This is a genomic window from Helicobacter sp. MIT 00-7814, assembly GCF_003364115.1.
GTDB lineage: Bacteria > Campylobacterota > Campylobacteria > Campylobacterales > Helicobacteraceae > Helicobacter_F.
The window spans coordinates 21,859-41,904 of record NZ_NXLL01000002.1; the positions used below are offsets into that span (position 1 = coordinate 21,859).

15 protein-coding genes and 1 tRNA gene are annotated in these 20,046 nt (G+C 39.1%); 13 read left to right on the top strand and 3 right to left on the bottom strand.

The genetic code is table 11. The annotated features are described in order from the left end of the window. Position 1: 1 nt before the first annotated feature. Genes CQA49_RS00890 through CQA49_RS00925 form a run of 8 tightly spaced genes read left to right on the top strand, consistent with a single transcriptional unit; the run spans position 2 to position 12,392 of the window. Positions 2–601: a hypothetical protein gene (locus CQA49_RS00890; RefSeq protein WP_115574087.1), complete on the top strand. Its 600-nt coding sequence runs from the start codon at positions 2–4 to the stop codon at positions 599–601. After that, on the top strand, positions 598–879 hold the full coding sequence (locus CQA49_RS00895) for a hypothetical protein (RefSeq protein WP_115574088.1): 282 nt from the start codon (positions 598–600) through the stop codon (positions 877–879). Before CQA49_RS00890 ends, CQA49_RS00895 begins: the two co-directional genes overlap by 4 nt. Then, positions 876–1,466: a hypothetical protein gene (locus CQA49_RS00900; RefSeq protein WP_115574089.1), complete on the top strand. Its 591-nt coding sequence runs from the start codon at positions 876–878 to the stop codon at positions 1,464–1,466. The genes CQA49_RS00895 and CQA49_RS00900 overlap by 4 nt, the downstream gene beginning before the upstream one ends. Next, positions 1,456–2,490: a TraU family protein gene (locus CQA49_RS00905; protein WP_115574090.1), complete on the top strand. Its 1,035-nt coding sequence runs from the start codon at positions 1,456–1,458 to the stop codon at positions 2,488–2,490. The genes CQA49_RS00900 and CQA49_RS00905 overlap by 11 nt, the downstream gene beginning before the upstream one ends. Next, positions 2,484–3,068: a TrbC family F-type conjugative pilus assembly protein gene (locus CQA49_RS00910; RefSeq protein WP_115737580.1), complete on the top strand. Its 585-nt coding sequence runs from the start codon at positions 2,484–2,486 to the stop codon at positions 3,066–3,068. The genes CQA49_RS00905 and CQA49_RS00910 overlap by 7 nt, the downstream gene beginning before the upstream one ends. Further along, positions 3,068–8,125 (top strand): hypothetical protein, encoded by a 5,058-nt coding sequence (locus CQA49_RS00915; RefSeq protein WP_115574092.1) that lies wholly within the window; start codon positions 3,068–3,070, stop codon positions 8,123–8,125. The genes CQA49_RS00910 and CQA49_RS00915 overlap by 1 nt, the downstream gene beginning before the upstream one ends. Beyond that, complete coding sequence (locus CQA49_RS10380; protein ID WP_258864136.1) at positions 8,101–11,130, top strand: hypothetical protein; 3,030 nt, start codon at positions 8,101–8,103, stop codon at positions 11,128–11,130. Before CQA49_RS00915 ends, CQA49_RS10380 begins: the two co-directional genes overlap by 25 nt. An 11-nt stretch (positions 11,131–11,141) precedes the next feature. After that, entirely contained in the window at positions 11,142–12,392 is a 1,251-nt protein-coding gene (locus tag CQA49_RS00925) for an integrase arm-type DNA-binding domain-containing protein (RefSeq protein ID WP_115574093.1), read from the top strand. 366 nt (positions 12,393–12,758) lie between these two features. Here the strand turns inward: CQA49_RS00925 and CQA49_RS00930 are convergent. Together CQA49_RS00930 and CQA49_RS10645 are read right to left on the bottom strand one after the other, a co-directional pair. Further along, positions 12,759–12,836 (bottom strand) — tRNA-Pro (locus CQA49_RS00930). 159 nt (positions 12,837–12,995) lie between these two features. After that, the gene (locus CQA49_RS10645) at positions 12,996–14,426 is read right to left on the bottom strand and encodes a hypothetical protein (RefSeq protein ID WP_115574094.1); all 1,431 of its coding nucleotides are present in this window, start codon (positions 14,424–14,426) and stop codon (positions 12,996–12,998) included. Positions 14,427–14,625: 199 nt separating this feature from the next. On the opposite strand from CQA49_RS10645, the gene CQA49_RS00940 reads away from it, so the two are divergent. The 5 genes from CQA49_RS00940 to CQA49_RS00955 all read left to right on the top strand — a co-directional run bounded on the left by CQA49_RS00940 (position 14,626) and on the right by CQA49_RS00955 (position 18,353). Beyond that, positions 14,626–15,522: a DnaJ C-terminal domain-containing protein gene (locus CQA49_RS00940; RefSeq protein WP_115574095.1), complete on the top strand. Its 897-nt coding sequence runs from the start codon at positions 14,626–14,628 to the stop codon at positions 15,520–15,522. A gap of 63 nt (positions 15,523–15,585) precedes the next feature. Next, positions 15,586–15,732, top strand: coding sequence for a hypothetical protein (locus tag CQA49_RS09960; protein ID WP_181882569.1), 147 nt, complete (start codon positions 15,586–15,588; stop codon positions 15,730–15,732). Positions 15,733–15,886: 154 nt separating this feature from the next. Then, positions 15,887–16,228, top strand: a complete 342-nt coding sequence (locus CQA49_RS00945; RefSeq protein WP_066389062.1) for a heat shock protein transcriptional repressor HspR — start codon at positions 15,887–15,889, stop codon at positions 16,226–16,228. Positions 16,229–16,230: 2 nt separating this feature from the next. Further along, on the top strand, positions 16,231–17,415 hold the full coding sequence (locus tag CQA49_RS00950) for a replication-associated recombination protein A (protein ID WP_115574096.1): 1,185 nt from the start codon (positions 16,231–16,233) through the stop codon (positions 17,413–17,415). Next, entirely contained in the window at positions 17,412–18,353 is a 942-nt protein-coding gene (locus tag CQA49_RS00955; protein ID WP_115574097.1) for a hypothetical protein, read from the top strand. Before CQA49_RS00950 ends, CQA49_RS00955 begins: the two co-directional genes overlap by 4 nt. A gap of 6 nt (positions 18,354–18,359) precedes the next feature. Here CQA49_RS00955 and CQA49_RS00960 read toward each other — a convergent pair whose 3' ends face one another. Beyond that, positions 18,360–20,024, bottom strand: coding sequence for a glycosyltransferase (locus tag CQA49_RS00960; protein WP_115574098.1), 1,665 nt, complete (start codon positions 20,022–20,024; stop codon positions 18,360–18,362). Positions 20,025–20,046: the final 22 nt, after the last annotated feature.

Sequence of the window (20,046 nt, forward strand, 5' to 3'; positions counted from 1 at the left end):
AATGAGAGTTTTTTTGAGTATTTTATGTGTAGGTATTTTTTCTTTGTGCATGGCTGATGATGCGAGTGTTAAGAAAGGCATACTTGAGGAATATTATTTTACTTCCCTGCCAGATAATGCCAATAAAACATTCAAAAAAACACCTCTATATAACAAGGCTATCGAACTTTATACTGATAAAAAGCAATACAAGAAAGAGAAGCTAGGTAAAGCTTTAGTTGGCTTTCCAGATTTTAAGCAAATTAGGCTTTTGTTTATTCAAAGCTACCTAGAGGAAAAGAATGTGGCTGGATTAACTTCAGCAGCCTACTTCTTTGAGACCTTTGAGGATATGCGCTCCTTAAAAACACAAATTGATTATTTTAGCGTGGTAACCGCTCTAGCAAAGGAAGGTAATTGCAAGGGCTTTTTGGAGAGTGCCAAGTATTTTATCTATGGCAAAGGAGATATTGCTGTAGATAAGAAACAGGGCAAAAGCATTCTTTTGGCTGGAAAAAAGAAATGCACACAATCTATTTATGCCTATCAAATACTTAACGAGCTTAACAAACTAACTGCAGAGGAACAGGCTCAATCAAAAAACAAAAAGGCTAAAAAATGAATCTCTTAAAGAAGCTTTATGCGAAAGCCTTATATTGGCAAATTCAAGCAATAAGTTTTATATTCTTTAATGGAGAAAAAGATCCAGCAGTGCGCAATCAAAAGATTTTAAAGTTTCTAAATGGCTCTTTTGAGGTGTTTGAAAGGACTTTAATATTCTTTATTGGGCTATTTGTAGGTGTCCATGATTCTAGAATTATGTTTATGATTTTTTTACTAATAATTCTACTTTGTATTATTGTTTATATTATAAAAGTAAGAAAGGAGCATTTTAAATGAAATTGATTTATTTACTCCTGCTACAAACATTTCTTTTTGCATATCAGGATTTAGGTGTTGTGGGTAAGACATACAACATTGAAGAAGCAGATGCAATGGAAGAGTTTCAAAAAAATGCAGACAAAGTCAATAAAAAAGAGTTGCAATACAAGATTCTTGCTGCAATAGAAAAGAATCTACATGCTGATTTAAATCTTGGGTTTTGCAAAAAGGATCTTACAAAATCAAGAGATGTGAGAGCTATTCTAAAGCAAAGCGTAGTCATACCAGAAGGAGATATTTATATTCCTGAAGGCACTGTTGATACAAGCTTAGATTATGGGACTTATGCTTATCTAACAATCAATTTAAATAGTAAAGAGGAATTTGAATATTACAGAAAAAATAGACCGCAACAATCTTTACTTATTGCCACTGGAGATGTGAGAGATGAGAGGATAAAAAAGGTTGTAGAGAAATTTATACTTGATACAGATTTAGCTAGACAACTTGGAATTACCTGCACGCCAAGCATTGTTACTCTTCGCAATGGAATCTTGGAGGTTAAGGAAGTCTATTTAAAAAGGGAGGGTAGTAATGCGAAATAAATTATGTGTGCTATTGTTTTCTCTAGGAACACTAGCATTTGCAGCTCAGGATTCTTCTGGCTCAAGCTCTGGAGACACAAGCGGGCAACTAAGCGATCATAAGGGTTCAAAAAGCCCTATGTTAGATTTTATGAGCAGTGTTGATTGGGAGTTTTTCTACGATAAATTTTCAATCACATTTAATTTATGCAGTTGCGCTGGCAGTAGTAGTGATTTGCCTCTTGGCACAAAAGCAAGTCTTGTAGAGCCTCTTATAGGATTTTCAGCCTCAAACAAACCAATGCACCTTGTCGGGCTTGGAATGGAGCTAGAAAGCGATGTCTTATCAAAAAGAGGAACTAGTAGAGATGGCAATGAAAGCAACCACGATCAAGCTTCTTTTAGACAATCAAATATCGTTACATTCCCTATACTTGCAGTTGTAGCAAGCTTTTTACCTGATATTATTTGCTTTGATAGGACAAGTGAGATTACCTCCAGTTGGTTAAGCGATGTAGATCCAATTTATAACAACGACATTCTCTCAAACTCTACAAATGGCAAGAAGCCTACTACTAGGACTATTTTTAATAACCCCGTTGCAGATGTGGCTTGTTTAGCTGATTGTGCTGCTGCAACTGCTGGTTATCCTATGAATTCTCTTTACTTTTGTGATGGTTGTAGGGGAAATATGGGCGGACATGACACTGGCTGGACAAAAATGGGAGATCCAATAGAAAACAGCGAAATCATTGCGTTAAAACAGCTTGCTTTGCAGCACGAAACATTTAGGCTTTTAAAGACAAGCAACGCTAGCTTTACCTACACTGGAGGAAATAGCCTACCATCTACAATGTGCGGGGATAAGATATTTCCAATGCTTATCAAATCCCAATACTACATTCAGCTAGCCTATGGAGATGCCAAATCCTTTGGGGCTATGCGCTTTCACTATGAATTTAAAAGCTCTCCAGAGGACCAAGATGCTCATTTCTTTTGGATTTGGAGAAAAAGAGATTTTTGTATGGGGCAGACAAAATGTTAGTAGCAAAATATAAATTAGTAATTTTAGCATTATGCTCATTGTGCCTTGGGGCGGATTTTCCTAAAGAGGAAATTGTTGATACCTTATTAACAAAGAGACAAAAAGAAGTGTATTTGGAGAAAAGAGCGTTGTTGGACCAAAGCAAGAAAAAAGAGCTTACTCTCTTTTATATGACCTCAAAAAGTATGGGCGTTGAAGCCTCAAAAGCTTTTAAGGCTTCTGTTAAAAGGCTTAATGACAAAGGCTATGCAACGCAAGGAATGATTGTGCTAAGAGGATTCCCAAAAGACTTTAGAAAATATGTATCAGATCTCTATGAGAAAGATATAGGTGGTGAATTAAAAATACACCCATTTCTTTTTAGGAAGTTCAACCTGCAAAGAGTTCCAGCCTACGCGCTTGCTTACTGCCAAAGTGGAGAAAATTTCTCTCTTAAAACTTGTGAATTTGCCTATTTTATCGCAGGGGACATAACGCTAAGTGATGTTATGCGACACATAAGCAACAAAGACAAGAAGTATGAACCTTATTACTTTGCCCTTATAGGCACTACTTCAGACAAAAAGGACAATAAATAATGAAAAAGATATTGTTATTAGCTGTATGGTTGGGATTTTGTGGTGTTGTTTATTCTGCTGATGGCACCTCTAATACTACTTCTGGTTCAAGTAGCTCTAATACCACTACGCAAAAAAATAGCGTTGATGTTAGCAAGCTTTATGGCAACAGCAAGGGTGTTAGCGATTTTCAGGTTCAAGGTATCACGCAAGATATGTTTGGGCAAGAAGCTGTTGATAGAGCAAATTCAGGCAATATAGAATCTATGGCAGATGCCAACATAACTAACATCAACACACCTGGTGTGCAAAGTTTTGTAAAAGCTGAAAGAAGTGGCGCAATTGATAAGGCTGTTCAAAATTCGATAAATGCCATAGGCAATTCAGCAAAAACCACAGGCAAAGCTACTTGCTACTTAGCCAGAGGACAATCATTTTTTAATTATCAATGCAGTCTTAATGGTGTTACTTATGGAGATCCAGACAATACTCAATCTCCAACCAAAGCAAAACAAGCATGCGATGATAAATGCTATCGCGCAAGTCAATGCTATGTAGCAACAAATCCAAAAGATACGCAAACTCAAGATCTCCATGAGAAACTAAGTGGCAAAATAGAATTTAAACTCGATCAGCAAGGCAAAGGCAATTACACACAAGAGGAAAGAATTGTTAAAACTCTCCCTCACAATAACAAAGCAAAGGAATTGAGCTTTACTATAAATTCTGATGTGGATATTATTTTTAACTTTGCCTATACAGACGAGCAAGGTTTTCGTAGGGTAATGGCAGATAATATGATTTTATCTGCTACCGACAAGAAAACAATAACAAAAAGATTCAATCTGAGCCAAATAGTAAAAAGCTTTGAAATGTCTTTTAAACTTAGTGTGGAAAATGGTGCAAAACCTAATTTTGTAAATGGGAAACAAGAACACACCCCAACAATAGATAACATTCAGCTTTTAATCCCAAAAGTCAATAGGTATGTATGTAGCGCAGATAACCTTTACTTTAAAGATGCCAATAGGAAAAATTGTAATGCAAATCAACGCGTAACTCTACAAACCTCAGGCGGACCAGTGGAGATTTGTAAAAGCGACAGCATGGGAGATAATGATGATGGCACATTTTCTACAGAAGGAGCTTGTCAAGCAAGCTGTAGATTACAAGGAGAATGCGTTTATAAAGCTCCTGTTATGAATGCGCAATCATTCTTTGGTTTTACAGAGGGTTGTATTGCAAATACCGATAATTGCACCGTTAATGGCTGTAAGGATTCAAGGGAGCAAAATGCTCCAATCCTCAATGAGGTTGTTTATGATGGCAAAGGTAATAAAAAGGAGACCATTGTCAATGGTGTTCCTGTCTCTGGAGTGGTAAGACCACGCATTATTGCCGATACACTTTCTGACTTTAATAAAAAGATTCAAGAGGAAGGCAAAGCTCTTTCTTTTGCAAATATGGTTAAAAACCAAACCTACAATAAAACACTAGCACTAAGTGCTAAAAGAGAAACAAGCTATGCGCATAGAGTGGAAACCTATACCTCAAATGCAACAAACAAAGACCGCGTATTCATAAGAATAAAGCCTAGCGATACTCTGTATGACAAGCCAGCCTATCTTTATGTGATGATGATGGTAGAAAGTAATTCGAAAGACTTTTTGCCTAAAGTATGCGATGATAATACAACCTCTACAGGTTCTAACTCCTCTACAGGTTCTAATTCATCTAGCTCTACTGCCTGCACAAAATACAAAGAGCAGGATTTTAAAAGCAGACACTACTTTATGATAGATTCTACAGGCACACCAAAAGGCTTTTATCGCCATCAAGGCTATAATCGTGCAGAATACACACAAAATGGAGATAAATTTCAAACATTTAATGGGCAAAGATGGGTTGAGGGTGGAAGTGGAAATCAAGCTTATGCCTTTAAAACATACAACAATGTTCTTGCTGAAGTTGAGAAAAATAAATACTTTATTGAGGAAAAACTCTTTGAGGATAGCCAAAATACATTGTTTTATGGAACTGAGGGCTTACCAAGGATAAGGGCTTATCTCTCAAACCCATACATAAACAACACAGCCAACACGGGCGCGATTATTGGTGAAATTTATGAGGAGATAAAAAATGTTAATCAAATACCATCACATATAATATCTGCGAATGTTGGCAGAAAACCTCTTCTCTCTGGTAAAGAAACACCAATTATGTATGTGATTTATACAATCTTATCAGATAGACAGCTTACAAATGCCGAGATAGCCGAGCAATTCATCGTTAATGCTGCTAAAAATGAAAAGCAACATGCTGTATATAACTCTCTTGGTATGCAGACTCAATACTTTATCCACAAGCTTAATGGAGATGGCATTATGGGTAAAGATTATATAGATGTCTATCTTGTTGGTAATACACAAAAACTCAGTGCTTACGCAAATGTTACTGCCAAGACGGAAGATGTAGGGGAAAATGCCTCTTTCTTTTATTGGTTTGATGATTTACCAGCAGATCCACAACAAAGCTCTATCTATAACCTAAAGCCAGATTCCCAAGAAATCAGGGAGTTTAAAGAGTTTATGCCAGCAAGCGTGCAAGATTATGAAATATTTAAAAACAAAAACTTTTCATCAAACGCAATGAATAGTTTAAAATTTGGCTATGGCACAGGTAATTACGATTCTGATGCTGATTGTAGAACATTTACCGTTGATGGGAAAGCAAAGAGAATTTGCTTACCATGGTGGCGTATTGAAAGAGAATATGATGCCAAAATAGACAAAAGCATTCAAAATACGAGCTTTAGGAATCTTTTATCATCTATGAAATTACCAGCACAAGGAAAACAAGTAACCGTATGCACAGAAGTAGATCCATATTCAAATGCTATATACAATAGCACGACATGTGCCAAGAAAGTTGGAAATGCTTGTTTTGATAGTTTTGGGAATGTTATAACAGGAAATGAACAAATTGTAACCTGCACAAGCTATTACAATATGTTGGCAGGAGAGGACTGCTATGACAACCCTTATCAGAAAAAATGTTTTTATGATAATTGCCCCGCAAAGATTAAAGAAACCTGCACATTAACCAACACCATAGGTTTTAGTGATTTGCAATCTGTTGTTCAAGTAGATGATGTTCAAGCGACTGGGCAAGATATTAATAAACTAAAGCCAACAAGACTAAGCGTAAAAACTTATGGATATAAATGCCCTGCAACAATGGATTTGGAGCTTAATAAAGTTTGTATAAAAGAACAAACCGTGATGATGCAACCAGCTGTTTGCCAAGCTTCTGGCACAACAAATCCAACTACAGGCTCAACTAATGGTACAAAAAAAGCGACATCTGGAACAACCTCTACACAAAATCAAAACAATACTGGAGATTTATTTAACTCTAGCACTGGCAACACAACAGACAATGCGACAGTAGGTGATGTGCTTAATGGAAAAAGCAATGTGATTTATTGTGATACAGGCAAGCCTATTATTACGGCTGGTGTGCTAAGTGGCTTTAAAGGCATTTGTCCTGGAACTAGACAAGAGGTTATTTGTGGCTTTGATGAAATGCAAATCACAACAAAAACCTGTGTATCTCCAGTGCTGCAACAAGTTACAGAGGAAGTTCTCTCCACAACAGATGAGCAAAGAATTTGCAACGATGTATATGTAAATATTGCTGCTGGAGAAGTAGATATTTATAAAGATGACCCAAAATGCTATAGAGCAAACACTGCTGCAGATTCTAGAAAAGGCAATGTTATTATAAGCTTTAGAAGCAACATAGATGTTATGGGGCTTGTCATAACAAAAAACAAAGAAAGCGCACAAACTACAGAATATTGCACCTATAATGGCTCTCAGGGCAAAATGCAAGGCAATTGTAATGCTAACAATGGTAAAACCGCCATGAACTTTACTTCAACACTCAAAGATTCGCAGGAAATAATTTTTGCCGAGCAAATCACAAAAACAGATGGTGGAGCAGATATATCAGCGTGGAGTCCAGATAGTATGACTACTGCGAACTATGTGTATGGAACCTGCAATGACAAAAGAGTAAATAACTTAAATGGGAATGGTGATGTAATCCCAGCCTTATTTGCGTATTCTGGAAACAACTATTCAAAAACCTCTATTATCAGCGGCACTGCTGGGACAAACACAATCAACATCTTCCCAATTGTTGATACAACAAATGTCGCGTTTAGTTGGCGTTATTGTTCGGCTCCAAATGTCAAAGTTCCTAATTACCAACAAGTCAAAGAAGCTGGGCATGTTCCATGTAGAGGATATTATCAACCAAAAAATAAAATTTGGGGTGCAATGGCAGGACTAATGTTTGGAGATCAGCTTGGTGCTAATTTTTTAAATCCCTTAGGATTTGTTGTTCCAAGTTGGATCAATATAGCAGATTTAGATAAGGCATATAAACAAAAGGCGGGCGCACATCTTCATAGTGGTTGGAAACCACATAAATGGGGCTTTAAATATCCTGTTGCAACAATGATCTCTGGTTGTGAGGATCATGACATATTCAGTAACCACTGGAATGTATCTCATGAAAAAGAGTTTAAGCTCTTTACAAATTCTGGTGTAGGTTTAACCATACTCTTCCCAACCCCATCTACCTATGAGTTACACTTCTTTAACACAGCTGGGCAGTTAATGCACACTGAAAGAATAGATAAATCAAGAATGACTACAAAAAGCCCAGGACAAGCAAACGCCTTAAGACTTGCAGACAAAGTCAAGCTTTATGAAAATGGGGTAGAAACAACAAAAAGAAATGATTGCGCTGATGATGATTTTTCACCTGTTGGTGGGGGAACGCTATATGGCATACACTCCACAACAAAGGCAAAGTGTCAGGCAGCAAAGAGTTTAGATTTTATAAGAAACAATTCGCTTGCTACCGTGGTAGTTGTGGATTTAGAAACTCAAGTAGCAACAACCAAAAAGCTAACTTATCCGCTTCCATTTATCAATAGAATTTATTACACCTATGCTCAATCTGTAGAATCAAGGAGATACCAATGTTGCCAAGACTTCACAAAATAGCTTTAGCTTTCGGCTGTGTGCTATATGTAGCTCATGCTGCAAACACACAAGGCACCCAAACGAGCAATACACAAAAATATTATTGCCCAACAAATGCAGCCTATAAAGAATATCAGAGTGGAAAAATAAAAATTGAAAGCGTTCCCTCGTTCTCGACACAGGCAAGCTGTGAAGCTACTTGCCAGACACAAAGGGATTGCAGTTTTTCTCCATTTACAACAAATTCTGTAATAGTTGGGGACATAAAACAAGATAGCCCAGTTGATATTGATGCCATAAATAAAAAGATAGCCAGCTACCCCAATATTTTAACACTGAGGGTTTTAGTGGGCGGATTTGAACATTATGTTCTATCAGACAACGCTACTTTTAGTGTCCCTCAATTGTTTAAGCCTTTAGGACCAAGTGATTACAAAAAAACAGGCTATTCTGCCAGCGTTAGTGGAAACAATGTTGATATACAAGGAATGGCAGAGGGCGAACAATCCCAAATAGCCTATGTCAACGGAAACACAGCCATGGGATACACTCAAGCAAATGGCATGGTGCAAGCAGAGCATACAACCTGCAAGAAAGTAGTTAATCTTACTAGTGCAGAATTAGATGCAGCAAAAGACAAATATAACAAAGAGCTAGAGGAATACAACAAGAAAATTAGCAGTGGAAGTATCTTTGGACTTACTCCCCCAAAACTTGTTACAACAAAAGAGGTAGATTCTCCTTGCACCAAAATAACAAAAGAAAATGGTGGTACACAAACAATAGATAGACATGTAGCATTAGCCCCATTGGTAGGCATTACCATATCTTCAAGTAATGTTTCATTTTTTACGCAAGATATTAATGAAAGCGGAAAAACTGCTGTCAAAAATGTATCAATAAAGCTCCAAAATGGCTATGGAGAGGAAATTATCGATATAGAAGGAGAAAGTAACAATATAATAAGTGTAGGGAGCAACACATTAACTTTTAAAGTAATTGTATATGGTGATCCAAAAGATCAAAGCAACTATAGCTATGCTGTTACACAAGATACTTCTAGGCTTCAGGGAGATTTTCAAATTGAAATTATCACTCAAAACCTACCAGATAGGTATTCGTGTCCTTTTAATAGTTCCCTTACAGGAGATCTTGGACAAAATGCTTTTTCCTCAGAAGCTTCTTGCAAATCACAATGTAAAGTTACTACAAATTGCGTAACCGTAGGTGATAGCAATAACAATGGCTCAAGTAATTGCACCATCATATCCTCTGAGTTTCTTTCTCCAGTTACTGATATGAATGGTAACACAATGTATCTAAGCAGAAAGGTTACAAAGAAGTGTCAAGTTACTACAACCAAGCAAACAGGCTGTTCTCAATACCAAACAACTACTACGGTGTCTCCAAATTTTGAGAATCTATTAAAAGGTGGAATACCAACCATTCAGACAAACAAAAAGAATCATGACTTTTCCAAAGCAGTAGATGTTTTTGGGGCGGCTTCTATGGCGGAAAATATGACACATATCTTTAGTGGAGAGCATAATTATTGTGATAGTGGCTTATTTGTGGATATTCCAGATTGGACGGTGCTTATTAAATATGCAACAATGTTAGCAGGACCAGTGGCTGATTCCATTAGCGCAGGATCAAGTGCGTATGGAGCCACTATGGAGGTAGCAGAAACCTCAGTAACAACAGGACTCAAAGAAGCTGCTAAGGCAGGATTTAAACAATTTGCAAACAACTTTACAAGAAAAATTACTAAAGATGTAGCTGAAGAGATTTTTAAGAATCTTGCAATAAGCTATGCGACACAAATTACCGTAGCCATAGGAAAAGAAATATTTTCTGAGGACAAAGAGAAAAATGTTGCAAGACAGCAAGCATTTGCTACTGGAACAACAGAAGGCATACTCTCAAATAATGAACTCGGGGGAGCTACCGATGAACTAGATAAGGTTGCTGTTGATTATGTTACCTGTATGGTTGGAAGATTTGGTATTACATATCAAGACATTTTAAATTACCAAATGGGAACAGCTGAAGTTACTGCTTTGCACTATGCGTGGAAAAATCCAGTGTTGGTAACTGGAGAAGAGCTTGCTATGCTTAAAAAAGTAATGGAAAACACAACCACAAATGATGTGAATAACATAGATAAGTATTTCTATGCTAGATACAATGTAGAAAAAAGCACAGGTAAAGTCAATGGTAAAACCGCCTATCCACTTTATTCCCTTAAGGGTGAAGATCTTATTGTTGCAGCTGAAACAATATGTGGAGGTATAGATGCACTTAATGTAATACGCGAAAAATATGCAGCGAGATTTTTAGACACTAAACTAGCCGAACCAACAGCAGAATCTGAATACCCATCTTCAAATATGCTTACTACAAAAGAGGAAGCTTTGCCAGGGCTCACACAAGATAGTAATGCACCCTCTGCGGATAATGGTTTTACACTTGAAGATGTTGGTGTGAAGATCGCAGAAACTCTTGTTGGCGCATTGCCTTTCCCTTATAACATGGCTGCTAGCTTATTGGTAGATCTGTATGATATGCTCAATGAATACGGCAATACCTGCACAGATATGGAATTTGCAGAAAAAAGAAAAGATACAGAATATATCACAGCAAACAAACGCATTAGCCTAGGACTTTGCACAAAAGTTGCCACTGAGGAGCTAGGCAAAATAGGCGGCAAGGTAACCAAAAAAAGACACCACTACTGCTGTTACGATCAGCAAAGCACTAGAATTATGGCAGAGGGAATACAACCTCAAATAGGCAAATCTGTATCTATGAATAATTGCGCTCCTATAACGGTTCAAGATTTAAACAATGTTTCATTTAGATCTTGTAAGGCTGGCGAAGATCCTAAAAAGAACAATTGTTTCCCAGCTAATAAATTCGCAGAATTAACTGATGCCTTTATGTCGGGTGCACAAATAGGAATGGACGAAGCAGTAAAAGGCGTTATTGATTCTATGTTTAACTTAAACGAAGCTACACAACAATAGGGGGGGGAGCCATGACTGATATAGTAATAAAAAATGCAAAAGCAAAAGACAAGGAGTATTTTTTAAGTGAGAGGGGTGGATTAAGAGTTCGCATAGGAACAAATGGATCAAAAACATTTCAAATGAGATACACCTTTAAAGAAAAAAGGAAAATTATCACCATTGGTTCATATCCAGCCATGAGCCTATTGGAAGCCAGAAATAAGGCTGAAGAATACAAGATACTTATTGACAGGGGTATTGATCCACAAGAACATGTGAAGGAAATTGCAAGAAAAGAAATGTCTCAGCTAGATGGACAAATTCACATAGTTATTGCAGAGTGGTTTCAAATTTACAAAACAAAACTAGCGGAAAAGACAGCCAATCGTTTAGAGTCGCTATTGAATAGATATTTCCTACCACATTTTTGCAAGTATGACGAGAATAAAAATATTATTTCATCTATGAAAATTTCTGACATTAAACAAAGAGACATTATAAAAATAGTATCGAATTTGCAAAACAAACTTCCAGAAACAGCAAGAAGATTACTTAACCATACAGAAAATATATGGCAATATGCCGTATCAAACGAATTTGTAGAAAACAATATAATCAAAAACATAGATAAAAATAGTGTGCTTCTCCCTCAACAAAAGAAACACTATGCAAAAATTACAGATATTGCCATATTAGGAGAACTCCTAAGGGCTATAGACACCTACAAACATTCTATTATTCATAGGTGCGCCCTACAATTTGTTGTTCTTGTTCCCTTGAGAGCAGAGAATCTAGCAAAGCTTAGATGGAAATATATAAATTTCGAGAAAAAAACTCTTACCATTCCAAGAAATGAGATGAAAGTAAAAAATAATTCTTATCCAGATTTTTCTTTGCCCTTATCTCCACAGGCAATGAAAGTGCTTGAGGAGATAAGGATTTACACAGGTTGGGGTGAGTGGGTTTTCCATGCTGCTACAAAAATTCATAGTCCTGTTGTCCATGAAAGTCTCAATAAAGTTTTACGATCTTTAGGCTTTGGTGATGAAAAGAGGGGCAGAAAACAAACAATACACTCATTTCGCGGAACCTTTAGGAGTTTATGCGACACCTATCATAAAGAACACAATGTAAGCTACGAAATTAAGGAAGCGGCACTAGACCACAGATTTGGAAATAAAGTTGCATTAGCTTATTTTCATAAGGCAGAATACACAGAGCAAATGAGACCATTGTTTTGTTGGTGGGCTAACTTCTTAGATGAAATTAAAAAGAGATAAAATATAGCAGTAAATTTTACTGCATATTCAAGAAAAAATACTTCACAAAAAATGTCTTTAAATCCATTTTGTAACTTTTGATCGTATCTTTACCCTACAAATGCCAAAATTTTGCATTTTTCTAAAAAAAATTTTTTCAAGTCCCTTTGCGTAGGGTTTTCAAAAAAAGTGGTAACAAATTTTGAAAATTTCAACACTTTAAGCTTATCTGTAACCAAATTTGTTGCCAAATTTTGCTCGTTGCAAGAAAATTCAAAGTGGGCAAAAAATTGAAATTAAAATGGCTCAAATATGCTACTATATGGCTTTGAAGTGTTTGAATGTGTTATTATTTGTATTTCAAAAGTTAGTATTTTCAACAAAAAGTGGTCGGAGTAGCGGGACTTGAACCCACGACCTCACCCACCCCAAGGGTGTGCGCTAGCCAGACTGCGCTATACTCCGATTTCTAAAATTTGGCATTATAGCAAGAGAAAACAAAGAAAATCTTTAATCTTAGCTGATAGGCAATACCGAGAGTTTCTAAGGATTCTAAGGTTTTTAGAATTTGTGTGTGAGTTTGTAAAAGTGGCTTGCGCGTGAGATTCTTATCAAACAAATCTTTTAAGAAATAAAATCCCCTTTGATAAAATCCTCTTCCAAACTTTTTGGATAAATCGCATCGCTAAGCGGATCAAAGCTATTTGCGTTTGTGTTTTTTGGCGCATTTTTGAGCGCGTGCTTATAGGCTTCTATCCCAAGGCGCCCCATCATCGCAGCATTATCCGAGCAAAACTCTAGCGGGGCATAAAGAGGCGTTTTGCCAAACTCTTTGCAAAGAGATTCTATATGTGTGCGCAAAGTGAGATTTGCGCTCGCTCCGCCAACCACGCCAAAATATTCAAACTTATCGCCAAAGTGCGCAAAAAATTTCCTTGTCTTATCAAGTAAATGCGCACAGGCAGCACTTTGAAAGCTTGCGCAAATTTGAGCGATAAAGTTTTTATTCCATTTTAATGTATCACCTTCGCGGAAGTGAATTCCGCTCGGCTCCGCTCCTATTCCATTAATCGTATCGTCTCGCGGAAGTGAATTCCGCTTTGCCTCCGCCGAGCTTTGCTCGCGTTCATGTCTGATATTTTTTGACTTTTTAGATTCTGTAGAATCTGCAATGTTTTTTGGTTGTCGAGAATCTATTCCATCAATTTGTATCATCTGCGCGGAAGTGAATTCCGCTTCGCCTCCGCCGAGCTGTGCTTCGCGCACATACTCGATATCTTTTGACTTTTTAGATTCTATAGAATCTACATTTTTTGCGTATTTTTGGATTTCCAAGCGCACGGCGTTTTTTAATCCTGAAAAGCTAAAATTTAATCCCTTATCGTGTTTGAGTGGAAGTGGCAAGGGGAGAAGTGCGCCATCATATTTGCGCGCAAAAGATTCTACAACTCCACCGCCCGGATAACCAAGGGAAAGCATTTTTGCCACTTTGTCAAAACTTTCCCCAAAGCTGTCATCAAGGCTTTGAGAAATAAGCGCAATATGCGAAAAATCGCGCATCAAAAGTAGCTGCGTATGTCCGCCACTCACAAGCAAAATCCCAAGTCCTTTGCCGATTTTTGCTTCCATTTGCCCGATGAAAAGCGAGTAAATATGCCCTTTGAGGTGGTTGAGATACAAAAGCGGGACATTGAGACTTAGCGCTAACGCATTTGCCATGCATACGCCTTCACTTAGCGTGACGCTAAGTCCGGGGCGGTTGGTAACTGCGATGGCTTTAATGGGCGCGAAGGGATTTTCTTTGCAAGATTCTATATTTTGCACTTGGTTTTGCGCCCTTTGTGCGCTAGATTCCAAAAGAAAATTTTTAAGCTGTTCTAACAAAAGCGGGAGATTCTGCGCGTGTAGGCGTGAGGCGATCTCTGGCACGACACCGCCAAAGCGCGTGTGCGCTAAGTCTTGCGAGATTTTGCGCGCAAATAAAAGCTCGCAAGTTTCTAAAGAAGTGAGCGCAAGCGAGCTGTCATCGCAGCTAGATTCTATGCTAAGTATCATTGCGGGATTTCCTGTAGATGTGGATTTATCAAGTAGCGCCATTATAGCATAGGACTTTATTTTGTTGTGAAACTTCAATAAAAAGTGCTAAACTTGAAAAAGCGTTAAACTTGATTAACCTAAGCTAAAGTTTTATGATATAATGCCGCTTAATTTTCATATATTTTTTAATTTTAACTATTTTCTTAAAGGAGTAATTATGGCAAAAAGTTTGTATCAAACGCTCGAAGTTTCAGAATCCGCAAGTGCCGATGAGATCAAAAAAGCTTATCGCAAACTTGCGCGCAAATACCACCCTGATGTGAATAAGGATCCGGGCGCGGAGGAGAAGTTTAAAGAGATTAATGCCGCGTATGAGGTGCTAAGCGATGCGCAGAAAAAGGCGCAGTATGATCAGTTTGGGGATTCTATGTTTGGCGGGCAGAATTTCCACGACTTCACCCGCTCGCAGGGGAATATGAATATCGATGATATTTTAGCCTCGATTTTTGGGCAGGGTGGCTTTGGTGCGGGCAGAAATCAGAACTTTAACTTTACCTCGCGCGGGGGCTTTGGCGGATTCAATGGATTTGGTGGCTTTGGCGAAGAGATGGTGGATAATGACTTGCATGATAGCATCACCATTCCTTTTGAAAGCACCTTGATTGAGGGCAGCAGCTACCACTACAGGGGCAAAGGTGGGGATTTTAATATCAAAATCCCGCAAGGCACGCGCGATAATGACACTATCCGACTAAAGGGTAAAGGCAAAAGCTCGCAATTTGGCGTGGGCGACTTGCTACTAAAGGTGCGTGTCGCGCCAAATGATGCATATGAAATAGATGGCGATGATTTGATAAAAACGCTTGATATTCCGCTAAAAACCGCGCTTTTTGGTGGGAAAATCAAAGTCCAAACATTGCAGAAAGAATTCACCCTAACTATCCCGCAAAATACCAAAAACGGGCAAAAGCTTCGCATAAAAGAGCTTGGGCTTAAAAACCGCAAGAGTAAGAAAGTGGGCGATTTGTATCTGCGCGTAAATGTGGTGTTGCCAAAGCTAGAGGAGCTAAATGAAAGCCTTAAAACGGCGCTACAGGAGGGATTGCCAGAGTAGAGGGCGTGGTTTATCATTGCAAGCAAGTTAAAATAAGCGAGGTAACCTAAAAAGATTCTAGGATTGCTAAAACGCGTTAGAGAATCTGCAGAATCTTATCAACCAAAAAAGGTAAAATATGCATGCGAAGCGGAGGCGGAGCGGAATTCACTTCCGCGAAGACGATATAATTTAAAAGGAATAGATTCTCAAACTACCGCATCGCGTTAGAGAATCTTTAAACTTTAACAATTAGAAAAGGTAAAATATGCACGCGGAGCTGAAAACAAAGCAGAATTTATTTCTGCGAAGTTGGAAGCGCAGCGGAGCTTTGGCGAGTTTCACTTGCCAAAGTGATACAATAAAAAGGAATTAGGAGGCAACAATGAATAGCTACGATGAGCCGGTTTATCTCATTAGCGTGGTAGCGAGAATCTTAGAAATCCACCCCCAAACCCTGCGTCAATACGAAAAAGAAGGGCTCATCGCGCCCGGGCGCACTGATGGGAAAATGCGCCTGTATTCTCAACGCGATATTGACAAGATTAAGACGATTTTGCGCCTCACAAGGGATTTGGGCGTCAATCTCGCGGGCGTGGATATTATTTTGCGCTTAAAAGAGCGCTTAGATGAGCTAGATTCTATGCTTGATGAGTTTAAGGGTAAGGCGGAAAATTCCGTCAAAGTCAAGCAAAGCTCGTATGAAATCATCCTTTTTAAGAAATAGCTATGCGTAATCTCGCTAAGCTCTTGCGCCCAAAGAGCCTCGATGAGTTCATCGGGCAGGGGCATATCATCGGGGAGAATGCCCCCTTGCGTAAAAATCTTTCTTCCCCGCCTCATTGCATTTTTTATGGACCGCCCGGCTGTGGGAAAACGACTTTAGCACAAATCATTTGCAAGCAGCTAGGGCGCGAGATTGGCTATTTTAACGCCACAGCATTTAAGCTTGAAGAACTAAAAAATTTTCTTGCGCGCTTTAGCGGGAGCTTACTAAAAAGCGCGGTGTTTATTGATGAGATCCACCGCCTTTCAAAGCCACAGCAGGAGTTTTTGCTTCCTATTATGGAGGAGGGCGAGACGCTTATTTTTGGTGCAAGCACGAATAATCCTTTCTACACGCTCACAAATGCTATCCGCTCAAGGTGCTTTTTGTTTGAGTTTAAGCCTTTGAGCCACGCGGATTTGGAGCGTTTGTTACAAAAGGCGCTTACACTCTATCCAAAAGCGCTAGATTCTAATGCTAAAGCGTATTTGATAGAATCTAGCGGAGGCGATGCAAGGGCAATGCTAAATTTGCTTGACTGCGCGCTTGATTTAGAATCTATAAATATCGAAAATCTCAAAGCCCTGCGTCCTTTTAGCCTGCATGATGGCGCGAGCGAAGATGACACGCATTACAACCTTGCAAGCGCGCTTATTAAATCCATCCGCGGAAGCGATGTCAATGCCGCGATTTACTACCTTGCGCGCTTGATTGAAGGCGGGGAGAATCCAGAATTTATCGCGCGTCGCCTAGTGATTTTAGCAAGTGAAGATATTGGCAATGCCAACCCAAATGCGCTCAATCTCGCCACTTCCACGCTTTTAAGTGTGGAAAAAATCGGCTATCCTGAAGCGCGCATTATCCTTTCGCAATGCGTGATCTATCTCGCCTCTTCGCCAAAAAGCAACACCGCCTACAAAGCCATAAATAAGGCGATTTCCTGCGTGAAAGAAGGCAAGATTTTTCCCATTGTGTCAAATATTTTGCCACACTCAAAGGAATATCTCTATCCGCACGATTTTGGGGGCTTTGTGGAGCAGCGCTATTTGCAAGAGGATTTGGAATTTGTAGAATCCACCGCAAAAGGCTTTGAAAAAACGCTTAATGAGTGGCTGGCAAAAATTAAGAGTAAAAAAGGGCAGGAATGAGCGCGCGCAGTGGATTTTTAGCAAAGCATTTTTGCGCGATTTTTGCGCTTATTTTTTTAATCCCAAAAACTTGTGCGCTGGCTGATGATGACGCGATTTTCAAAGAGCAAAAAGTTGGCTGGCAGATTGATTTAAAGCGCATTTCGATTAACTTTTCCTCTACCACTTTGCGTAATCAAGATATCTATAGTATCGCGGCGGATACGCGCTTGCAAGGGGATTCTCAAATTGTCGCGCAAGGGTATTTGAATCTCAATATGGATTATTACACGCCAAATTTTGTGATTTTTAACTCGCTTCTTGCGGAATATGGGCGCACAATCATTTTCCCCAAAAATGCGCCCAGCGTGGATAACAAGACGCTTGATAGAATCTTGCTAAGCTCGGATTATACGCAACGCCTTTGGGAGTTTGACTCATTTTTGGGATTTTCAAGCTGGTATTTTGAGCTAGGACCTTATAGCAAGCTTGCGTATCAGACGGAGTTTGTGGCTTCAAGCACGCTTGGGCGCAGGCAGATTGTGCGTGCAAATATCGGCGTGAAGCTTTTTAGCGGATTGGTGCTAAAGGATTTTGCGCTTACACTTTTTGGCGAAAAGGATTTTAACCCAAACATTCAAGCCCAAAGCCTAGGAATGGAGCTTGGAATGGTGTATGAAAAGAAGTTTAAAAACAGCGGGAAGCTGTATTATATGCTGAATGCGCGCGATTATATTTTTAGCACTACTTCAAGCGCGTATGATCCCAAATACTCGCTGGAGTTTGAGCTGCGCTATGATTTGAGCTTGTATAAGAATCTCAATATCGCGCCTTTTATGAAAGTCTATGCGCTGCAGGGGAAATACTTTGATAGAAGCGGAAGCAATGTAATGCTTGGCATGGTGTTTTCCTTTGGCAAAATTCTGCGCGAAGCACCATTTGAGATTGTGGAGAAATAGGGGGCTTTAGGATTTTTTATACAAGCCATTTTTGCAAAACTTACGCTTGTTTGCGATGGTGTCAAGGTAAATGTTGTGGTTAGATTCTAGCATTTCTCGTGTGTTTTCAGCATGGTAGAGATGGTAGGCAATCGCGCTAAATTTTAGCGGGCGCAATTCCCCGCCATTAAACAAAAAGCGCGCCACAAATTCAGAATCTTCGCGCCCCCAGCCTACAAAATCTTCATTAAAGCCATTTATCGCCACGCAATCACTTTTGAAAAATCCCATATTGCACCCGCGAATCCCTTTGATAAAATCCTTGCGCTTGAAATAGCGGGCATTTTTGCTTGAAAATGTAAAGAGAAATTTTGCTAAAAAGGCGATTCTGTGGCTTTTAAAAGAGCGCGTGCTAAAGGCTTTTTTATAAGAATCCACACTAAGCCCAGCAAAATTTTTAGAATCTGTCGTGTGTGTTTGCATAATCTCTTGCGTAATTATAGAATCTAAAATCACCCTTGAGCCCTGCACAAACACGCCTTTGCGTGCGAAACGCAAATGATCATCAATAAAGTGAGATTCTAGCACCATATCACCATCAATGATGATGATGTATTCCCCGCGCGCCTCATGTAGGGCGTGATTGCGGATTTTGCTAAGGCGAAAGCCCTTGTCCTCCTGCCAAATATGACGCAACTCGCAAGGGAAAATGCGCTTATAAGATTCTATCAATTCCCTTGTGTCCTCTTTACTCCCATCATCAGCGATGAGAACTTCATTTGGCAAGGTTTGCAGTCCTAGGACAGAATCTAGCACGAGCGAAAGGCGCTCTTTTTGGTTGTAAGTTGTGATGATGAGCGAACAGCTCTGCGGGCGTGCGTTGTGGGATTCATAAAGTTTCATATATTTGAAAAACGCGCCCAATGCGTTGCAAGTGCTAATCACAAAGCCCTTGTATCCAAACAAAAAGCCTTTTTTGAAAAAATAATTTCTTACAAAGCTCCATGCGCCATGCGTCAATGCTTTAAAAATCGAGCTTTTTTTGTGTGGATTTTGCTTGACATAAAGGCTTGTGTAGTGTTGCATTTTATCAAGCAAATGCGTAATGTCTTTAAAGGCATAATGCTTCAAACTTGCCTGTGGCGGGAGTTTGATTGCGCGCGCGTCTTTTGGGATTATGAGGCTTTCATGCACGAGATTTTCATTAAAGCGCGTGTAGGTTTTGTTATACACGCGCCACACGAAGTCTGGATACCACCCGCACGCCTTTATCCACTCGCCATTGTAGAGATTCTTGCGACTGAAGGCTAAGATTGTCTCTTTTGGAATCTCGTGCGTGCTTTGCGTTGTGTTTTGCGAAGTTTTTTGCGTCGTGTTTTGCGCCCCAAAAATGTGCTCCAACTCCGCTAACGCGCTAGATTCCACTACTTCATCAGAATCTACAATACAAATCCACTCATTGCGTGCAAAGCTCGCACAAAGATTTTTCAGCGCGCCAAAGCCGATAAACTCACTCTCAAACACGCGCAGATTCCCATAGCTTTCATTAAACGCGCGCGCAATCTCAAGCGTGCTATCCGTGCTTTTATTATCAAGCAAAATAATCTCATCAAATACGCGCAGAGATTCTAAGCACTCTCTTAGCGTCTCTTGGGCGTTTTTGACTAAAATACAAGCGCTTATTTGTAGCATGGCTAGCCTTTGAAAATTGTTT

What these genes read in the sequence shown, in the direction of transcription:
- CQA49_RS00945 (WP_066389062.1), top strand. Translation starts at nt 15,887, where the DNA reads ATGAATAGCTACGATGAGCCGGTTTATCTCATTAGCGTGGTAGCGAGA.
- CQA49_RS10380 (WP_258864136.1), top strand. Translation starts at nt 8,101, where the DNA reads ATGTTGCCAAGACTTCACAAAATAGCTTTAGCTTTCGGCTGTGTGCTA.
- CQA49_RS10645 (WP_115574094.1), bottom strand. Translation starts at nt 14,426, where the DNA reads ATGATACTTAGCATAGAATCTAGCTGCGATGACAGCTCGCTTGCGCTC.
- CQA49_RS00895 (WP_115574088.1), top strand. Translation starts at nt 598, where the DNA reads ATGAATCTCTTAAAGAAGCTTTATGCGAAAGCCTTATATTGGCAAATT.
- CQA49_RS00925 (WP_115574093.1), top strand. Translation starts at nt 11,142, where the DNA reads ATGACTGATATAGTAATAAAAAATGCAAAAGCAAAAGACAAGGAGTAT.
- CQA49_RS00960 (WP_115574098.1), bottom strand. Translation starts at nt 20,024, where the DNA reads ATGCTACAAATAAGCGCTTGTATTTTAGTCAAAAACGCCCAAGAGACG.
- CQA49_RS00915 (WP_115574092.1), top strand. Translation starts at nt 3,068, where the DNA reads ATGAAAAAGATATTGTTATTAGCTGTATGGTTGGGATTTTGTGGTGTT.
- CQA49_RS00900 (WP_115574089.1), top strand. Translation starts at nt 876, where the DNA reads ATGAAATTGATTTATTTACTCCTGCTACAAACATTTCTTTTTGCATAT.
- CQA49_RS00955 (WP_115574097.1), top strand. Translation starts at nt 17,412, where the DNA reads ATGAGCGCGCGCAGTGGATTTTTAGCAAAGCATTTTTGCGCGATTTTT.
- CQA49_RS00905 (WP_115574090.1), top strand. Translation starts at nt 1,456, where the DNA reads ATGCGAAATAAATTATGTGTGCTATTGTTTTCTCTAGGAACACTAGCA.
- CQA49_RS00940 (WP_115574095.1), top strand. Translation starts at nt 14,626, where the DNA reads ATGGCAAAAAGTTTGTATCAAACGCTCGAAGTTTCAGAATCCGCAAGT.
- CQA49_RS00890 (WP_115574087.1), top strand. Translation starts at nt 2, where the DNA reads ATGAGAGTTTTTTTGAGTATTTTATGTGTAGGTATTTTTTCTTTGTGC.
- CQA49_RS00950 (WP_115574096.1), top strand. Translation starts at nt 16,231, where the DNA reads ATGCGTAATCTCGCTAAGCTCTTGCGCCCAAAGAGCCTCGATGAGTTC.
- CQA49_RS00910 (WP_115737580.1), top strand. Translation starts at nt 2,484, where the DNA reads ATGTTAGTAGCAAAATATAAATTAGTAATTTTAGCATTATGCTCATTG.